Source organism: Micromonospora sp. R311, from assembly GCF_056780015.1.
The window spans coordinates 1-6,457 of sequence record NZ_JBSWCE010000085.1 but is presented as its reverse complement, the minus strand read 5'-3'; the positions used below and the strand labels follow the sequence as shown (position 1 = coordinate 6,457).

At 65.5% G+C, this 6,457-nt stretch carries 4 protein-coding genes; 1 reads left to right on the top strand and 3 read right to left on the bottom strand.

The features are described 5' to 3' along the window. Positions 1–444: 444 nt before the first annotated feature. Entirely contained in the window at positions 445–3,291 is a 2,847-nt protein-coding gene (locus AC1WTP_RS34050) for an NACHT domain-containing protein (RefSeq protein ID WP_481653322.1), read from the bottom strand. Between the two features lie 765 nt (positions 3,292–4,056). Between AC1WTP_RS34050 and AC1WTP_RS34045 the strand changes: the two genes are divergently transcribed. Next, positions 4,057–4,179, top strand: coding sequence for a hypothetical protein (locus AC1WTP_RS34045; protein ID WP_481653321.1), 123 nt, complete (start codon positions 4,057–4,059; stop codon positions 4,177–4,179). Positions 4,180–4,425: 246 nt separating this feature from the next. On the opposite strand, the gene AC1WTP_RS34040 is transcribed toward AC1WTP_RS34045, so the two are convergent. Beyond that, on the bottom strand, positions 4,426–5,613 hold the full coding sequence (locus AC1WTP_RS34040; protein WP_481653320.1) for a TIGR02679 domain-containing protein: 1,188 nt from the start codon (positions 5,611–5,613) through the stop codon (positions 4,426–4,428). 2 nt (positions 5,614–5,615) lie between these two features. Next, positions 5,616–6,371, bottom strand: coding sequence for an SbcC/MukB-like Walker B domain-containing protein (locus AC1WTP_RS34035; RefSeq protein WP_481653319.1), 756 nt, complete (start codon positions 6,369–6,371; stop codon positions 5,616–5,618). Positions 6,372–6,457 lie beyond the last annotated feature (86 nt).

Here is a 6,457-nt window from a genome sequence, read left to right as displayed (position 1 = left end):
CTCGTCCCACAACTTCAGCTCTGTCCGGTCCTCAACCTGGACAGAACACCTCAAGCCGGAACAACGCCGGGGCCGTGACCGAAGGGCGAGGTCGGCGTGCTCTTTTTGCGGATTCCACCGAGTTGGGTCGGCTTAAGGCTCGAGGAAGAATTTGAGAGCGCGCTCGCCGAGGCAACCCGACAAACAAGGAGGATCGGCGCCACTGTTACGGCTATCGATAAAGTGCACTTCGCAACGCCGACAATGGCCTCTGCCACTCGCGTTTTCCACTACTTCGCCACTCCGCATTGCCCAGAGCACATCTGGTCATTTTGCATGCGGCTACGTCAGCTCTGGGATGCTCGCTTAACCCACATGGCACCTAGAGAGCCGTTCTGACGCTTCGCTAGGGAAGCAGTCCCAATGCGGGTCTTCGCGGCGGCCCGACCGCACGGCGAGCGGCACCTACAGGTTGTCGGGGATCATAGATCGAAGCTGCTCACCGATAGGCCGACGATGCACTGCCGGCAGAATGTCGTCTCGCAGGTTCTCGACGAGCTTGTCCTCGTGCCCGGCCACGTGCGCCAGGGCCGCAGCCAGCCCTGTCGCCCCGGCCTTCACTTCCAACGCCCGCTGAATCGAAGCCGTGTCCTCCTCTCGCACTGGCTTCACGCTGATTCGACGTAGCGCGGTGGCGCCGTTGCGAAGCAGGGCAGATTCTTCGTCCGAACACGGGGTCGTGGCAATCTCGATCTCGAAGTCCTCCCAGCCATCCGCGGCCGGGGATGGTGGTGGCGCCTCTGGGCGCTTTCTCACGTTGGCGAGGCCACGCACGTCGGCATGCGCGTGGATCTTGGCGGCGATCGCGGGGACCAGCTGCTGGAGCGAGGCGGCAGTCTGCCGTGCGGCAGGCGTCCCTCCGAGCGCGTCGCGCAGGCCCTCTGCCACGGTCGATCGCTGGTCGTTGCCGGTGTTGGCGAAGCGCAAAAGATATGTGGCGATCGAGGCTAGGTCCGGAGGGCGGGGCTCGGACAGGACCTTCAGCCCATGCGCGATCAGGCGGTCGCGCCACCTGGGATAGGAGCGAGCCATGCCGTCGTCGACGATATCGAGAGCGAGCCGCGGACCGACCGGCACGACGTGACCAAGGCGGTCCTCGGCGTGCTCGTCGATTGTCTCGACGAGTTCGACAAGGGCACCGTGCTGGTGCGACTGAGGGGTCGAGAAGAGCTGACCGGCGGCGAACAACCAGGTGTTGCGCCAGAAGGGACTGGCTGCGGATGCCCTGAGCCGTTGGAGTACGCCTTCGAGCGGGCCCGTCGTCAGGTGCATGGCGGCCATGAGCTCTTGCAGGGACCTGACGTCGAAGCCGTAGCCGTCCTCGCCACGCGGCGCGAGAAGGACGAGCCGTTTGGTGGCCGCGTCGAGGATCTTTTCCAACAGGCCGGCGTCCTTGCCTGAGGGCTTGAACCCAGCTTCGTTCAGAACCTGCCACGCGATCCGCTGCAGTTCGTCCGGTGTGAGAGTGGCGTAGGAGCGGTCGCCGGCCTCACTGCGCACCTGCAGTTCGAATCCGACCCGTTCGTGTAGCTGTTGGATCTGCTGGCCGTGCTCCTGCAGCATCTTGTGCAGGCCAGCGGGCTTGTCGCGTTCTCGTCTGAAGACAGTGTCGTAGTAGCCCCGGAAGAGGCTGTAGCGGTCGGGGGCCAGTTGTCCGGCCCCGTCGATGATGATGGTCAGGATCAGCACCTGCAGCGGGGTGCGCAGCAGGTGCTGCAGGGCCTCGTCTTCCGCCGCCTTGTGCAGGCGGGAGCGCACTCTTTCGACGCGGTCAATGTCCGTGCGAAGTCGGACCCTCGTCGCAAGTTCGCCGTACCGGATGGCCTCGGCGAGATCGAGGTGGTCCAGGTCGATCCGCTCGAAGTGGGTAGGCGCAATGTTCTCGGTATAGCCGACCGGGCGGGTGGTGAGGATGACCAGCAGGTCGCATGCGGCGGCTTCGGCGTCGTGGACGAACTCGGTGACGCGTTCGATCAACCGCTTGCGTACGGCGGGTTCGGTGACTTCGTCGAGCCCGTCGAGTACGAGCAGCCAGGGCCACTTCTGCAACCATGCTTTCAGCGCCCACGGCGTCACCTCGCCGACGTTGGAACGACGCGAGACCTTGTGCGCGATCCACCGCAGCAGGGTCGAGTCGTCGCTGAGCCCTCCTTCCTGCACGTACTCGGCGAGGTCGATGCGCATTGGCCAACGGCGGTGTTTCGGCAGCTCACGGCCGAAGCGCTTCAGGGCGGCGGCGGTGCCTCTGATGACTTCACGGTGCCCCTCACTAAGGTCTGCGGCACCGTTGAGCATGGCTGCGCGGAACACTTGGACGAGGAACTTGGAGATCGTGGTCTTGCCGTTGCCGGGCGCACCGGTGACGATCAGGTGCCAGGGGGCCGGTTGGGTGGTGACGCCGGGCATGAGAACGTGTTCCGCGCGGTCAAGCACATACCTCACGATGCTTGTACGCCCCGTACTGGCTGCGTGGGTGACCGGCAGGTCGATGGCTACATCGTGAACGGGAATCCCGCGGCCGTCCCCGCTACCCGCTTCATCGAAGTAGATAAAGCCCTCACCCATCAGTGTGGTTTTGGCGTGTTCCCTGAGTCCTGGTTCGAGGTGCTTGAGTGGGATGTTGTCGGTGAACTGCGTCAGGGCCGCGAAGACATCGCCGGCGGTAAGGAACCCCGGAAACGCATTGCGGATGCCAGGGTGCACCTTCAGCAGGGCCAGAATCTGGTTGCCGTCCCAGACACGCACCTTCTTGATCCGCTTCAGCCTCGCCAGCCGCGCCTCCCGATCTCTTCTGGCTGCCTTATCAACATCGCGCCTGTCGTCATCAAGGCGTTCGAGATAGCTCGCGATGTTCGCGTTGAGGACATCATGACCACCGACCTCCGGATACGGAGTCAAGGTCACATTCGTGATGATGATCAGGAAGTCGGGGATGGGATTGCGATCTCCCTTGGGATCAGCCCAGCCTTCCAGCTCGCTGCGAACCTGGCCCCACAGCCAGGCCGCGCTCTCCTGGTGACTGCTGGAACGGGTCGCCTTGTGCTTCACCTGCAGGACGGTGTACCCATCCCACGCCTCGCCCGGCTGATCCTCGATTGGCTTCCAGATGAGCGTGCCCCGGTGGTACAGGTCGCGTCCACCGTCACGGCCAGCTCCCATCACCTGCACGCCTGGGCCAAACGAGGCGACCGCAAGGCTGGCAGCGAGATCCTGGAACCCCGTTGGGCCCAACTGCTCCAGGTTGCCGCTCAACCTCACACCTCTTCGACCGCCGCCCGCACTCGGCCCGAGTACCTGCATTACAGCGTACGCAAGCAGTCCGACGATTCCGTGCAGCAAGCCGGCAGCGCCTCATCCGGCCACCGATCGAAGCCGACCTCGTCCACGTCCCGGAAGCTAGGGCAGGAGCATCTGGCCGGGTTGCTGCTCAGGTCCGAGCACGCCGGGCGCAGGTCCAAGCCCCTCCCTACCGCACGCATCCGACGACATGGATGACCAAACCCCTGACTTGTCGACTGGGGTCAGATGCGCGGGTCTGCAGCCCGTAGCGTCAGGGCGCCGGTCGGCACTGGCTCGCAAACCCCTTGCCGCCCGAGGGTTGGCTCTTCAAGAGCGTGCCACGGCTGGCCGGCGTCCGGCCGTGGCGTGGCTCAACAGAGGCGTGCTCAACGATTCCCCAAGTCGGGCTGCCCGCCACGGTGATCCTCGTTCGCTTGGCGGAAGGAACCCGGCTCTCCGTAATCACGATCGGCATCGACCCGTACAAGTTCTCCCTGACCGCTGTCGCCCTCAACGAGACCGGTTACCTGCTGGCGACCAGGCGGATCACCGTCAACGCCGCCGCATACAAAACGCTGACCGCCTGGGCCGCCCGCTGGCCGCAAAGCCCTCGCCGTCGAAGGCGCCGCTGGGCTGGGGCGGGGTATCGCGCAACTACTGGCCGCCGCCGGCGACCTGCTCTCCGAACGCCGCGACGACCTGGCCCGCGAACGCGTCCGGCTGCTCAACCGGCTTCACGTGCTGCTGCGTGACCTGATCCCCGGCGGCGCGGCACTGGACCTTGCCGCGGACAAGGCCGCCGTGCTGCTGCGCAACACCCGGCCGCTCACCGCCACCGACGGATGCCGCCAGTACATGTGACGGTGAGGGATCAGCCTGCTGCGGCAGCCGCCTGTGCCCGCCAAGGTGCGGTCGGATCGGCGAGCGTGTCGGAGACGGCCTGACACCAGATGCGCGCCGCCACGAGCGGTTCTACAACATGCCCGAGCGCGGATCGGGGAGGCGCCGTGACGACCGAGTAGAAGCTGGCGCGGCTCGCTACATGCGCGGTGCCTCACCTCGTCGGGCTAATAAGGGCGGGCCGGTTTCTGGGCCTGTCGAATGAAGTTACAGACCGCCGAAAATCTTGGCCAGAACTACGTCGTGTTCCTGAAAGACGACGATGCTCTGCCCATCGGCGGAGTGGGTCGGATTTTCGCCTCCTCCTGAGGACGCAGTGGTGGCTGCGCGTACGGTCGCCGGGTCCATTGCGAGCAGTTCGGCATGGTAGAGGCTCACGACCGTGTCGGCGATCTGTCGACCGGCGCTGTCGATGTCGCCGGCGTATCGGATGTGTGCTCCGCAGTGGTTGGCCAGCTGCAGCAGGACGTGGTCCACGGCCCGTAATTGCCCACTGGTGCAGGCCAGCGGGATCCGGCTTCGACGGATGAGGGCGATCTCCAGCACGGAGGGGTTTTCCACCACGGTCAGCGGCATCGGCGCCAGGACCGGTGGGGTGGCGATCAGGTCGAGCAGGGTGAGGGCGACGGGCAGGGTCGACTCGCGCAGCCGTCGGTCGATCGGGCCATCGCCGACAGCGTCGACGTTGAGCAGCAGGACGGTGGCCGTCAGCCGATCGGCCAGGATGCCGACGTCGGCGAGTAGGTTCCGGACGAGGTCTGGGCGGGTGGGTTCGGCGCGGCCGGTGAGTTCCGCGACGGCCGCGACCAGCCGGGTGCCGGCGGTCGTGCCGAGGTCGAAGAAGTGCGGGTCGCGTGTGGTGTCGTGAGCGAGTTTGGCCAGCGGTATAGGTGGTGTCGCAGGGATCCAGGTAAGAGCGGCGGCCAGCGCTTCGACGGTGCGGCGGAGGTCGGTGTCGTCGTCGCCGACGCCTGCTGCTCGGATTCGGGCCACCAGTCGCGGCAGATGGGGCAGGCGTTGCTCGGTGTACTGCCACAGCTGCTCACGGCGGGCTTTGGCGGCGCGGTTGGCGAGGCTGCGATTGACGATCGGCTGCCGAGTGGCGCTTTCGACTAACTGTGGCAGGTCGTGGCTCTCGAGGTTGAGAGTCTGTAGCAGTGCCCGTAGCGGGACCGTGGTGACGTCGCCATCGACGGCCACGGCGGAGCGGCGACGGCGGTAGGTGGTGGTGTCCAGCCACGAGCGCAGCGCGGCGACTCCCGTGCGGGACAGGCCACGCACACGGACGGTGGTGACGGCGGCGGGGTCTTCGCCGGCACATAGCCGGTCGTGTACGGCCTGCCACAGTGGGGCGAGGTCCGGGTCGTCTGCCAACAGTCCAACGTCGGTCGGCATGGCTAGCTGCTAAGGGCTTTGGAGCTGGGCGTGAGATCGAAGGTCAGAGGTTGCGGTTCGTCTCGACCGCGCCATAGCCATGGCACGGTGACCCGGTTACGGCCACCGGTGACCAGTTGGTGGACCACGACCTGTTGCACCTCACGTTTGATCATCGGGGTCATCGTGGGGGTGGTCGCGAGCACGTCGAATTTCCACTTCCGCAGCAGGGCGAATACCTGGCGCAGGTTCGGCTCGTCGAACGCGGCGTCGATCTCGTCGATGGACAGCAGGCGCGGGCCTCGGTAGCTGTCGCCGGAGTACATCGACCAGGCGGCGGCCAGCAGGGGCAGCATTGTTGCCAGCCGCGATTCCCCGGTGCTCAGCGACTTCAACGGATTAGATCGGGCGATGACCGGGCGGAACACCTCCTTGCCGTCGTTGCTGAAACTACTGTGGGTGATGTTGATCTTCCATTCGTGCCAGGAGCGGTAGTCGAAGGTGTGAGCGACACGGTCGGTCCAGGCTTCGGCGTTGGCGTCGTCCATGCGTTTCCGCAACACCTCATACATCTGGTTGAAGGTCTCGTCGGACGGTGGGGCGGTGAGTAGCTTGATCATCCGCTGGGCGTCGGAATCCTCGCGCACCGTCCAATCGACTTCGACACCGACCCGTTCCACACCGGTGCGTACGCCGGCAAGCGTTTCACGGATTTGCCGGACCAGGTCCTGGGCCAGTTCCCGGCGGTCTTGGATGTCTCGGCGCAGTTGCGTGAACATGGACGTCTTTGTCAAGCCCCGGGTTTGATGGAGAGTTGGTTAGCTGGTTTTCAGGGGTGCGGTGACCGGGTGGGTCATCGCGTGTA

Bases quoted from the DNA above. Each gene is read 5' to 3' on its own strand.
- AC1WTP_RS34035 (WP_481653319.1), bottom strand. From the start codon at position 6,371: ATGTTCACGCAACTGCGCCGAGACATCCAAGACCGCCGGGAACTGGCC.
- AC1WTP_RS34040 (WP_481653320.1), bottom strand. From the start codon at position 5,613: ATGCCGACCGACGTTGGACTGTTGGCAGACGACCCGGACCTCGCCCCA.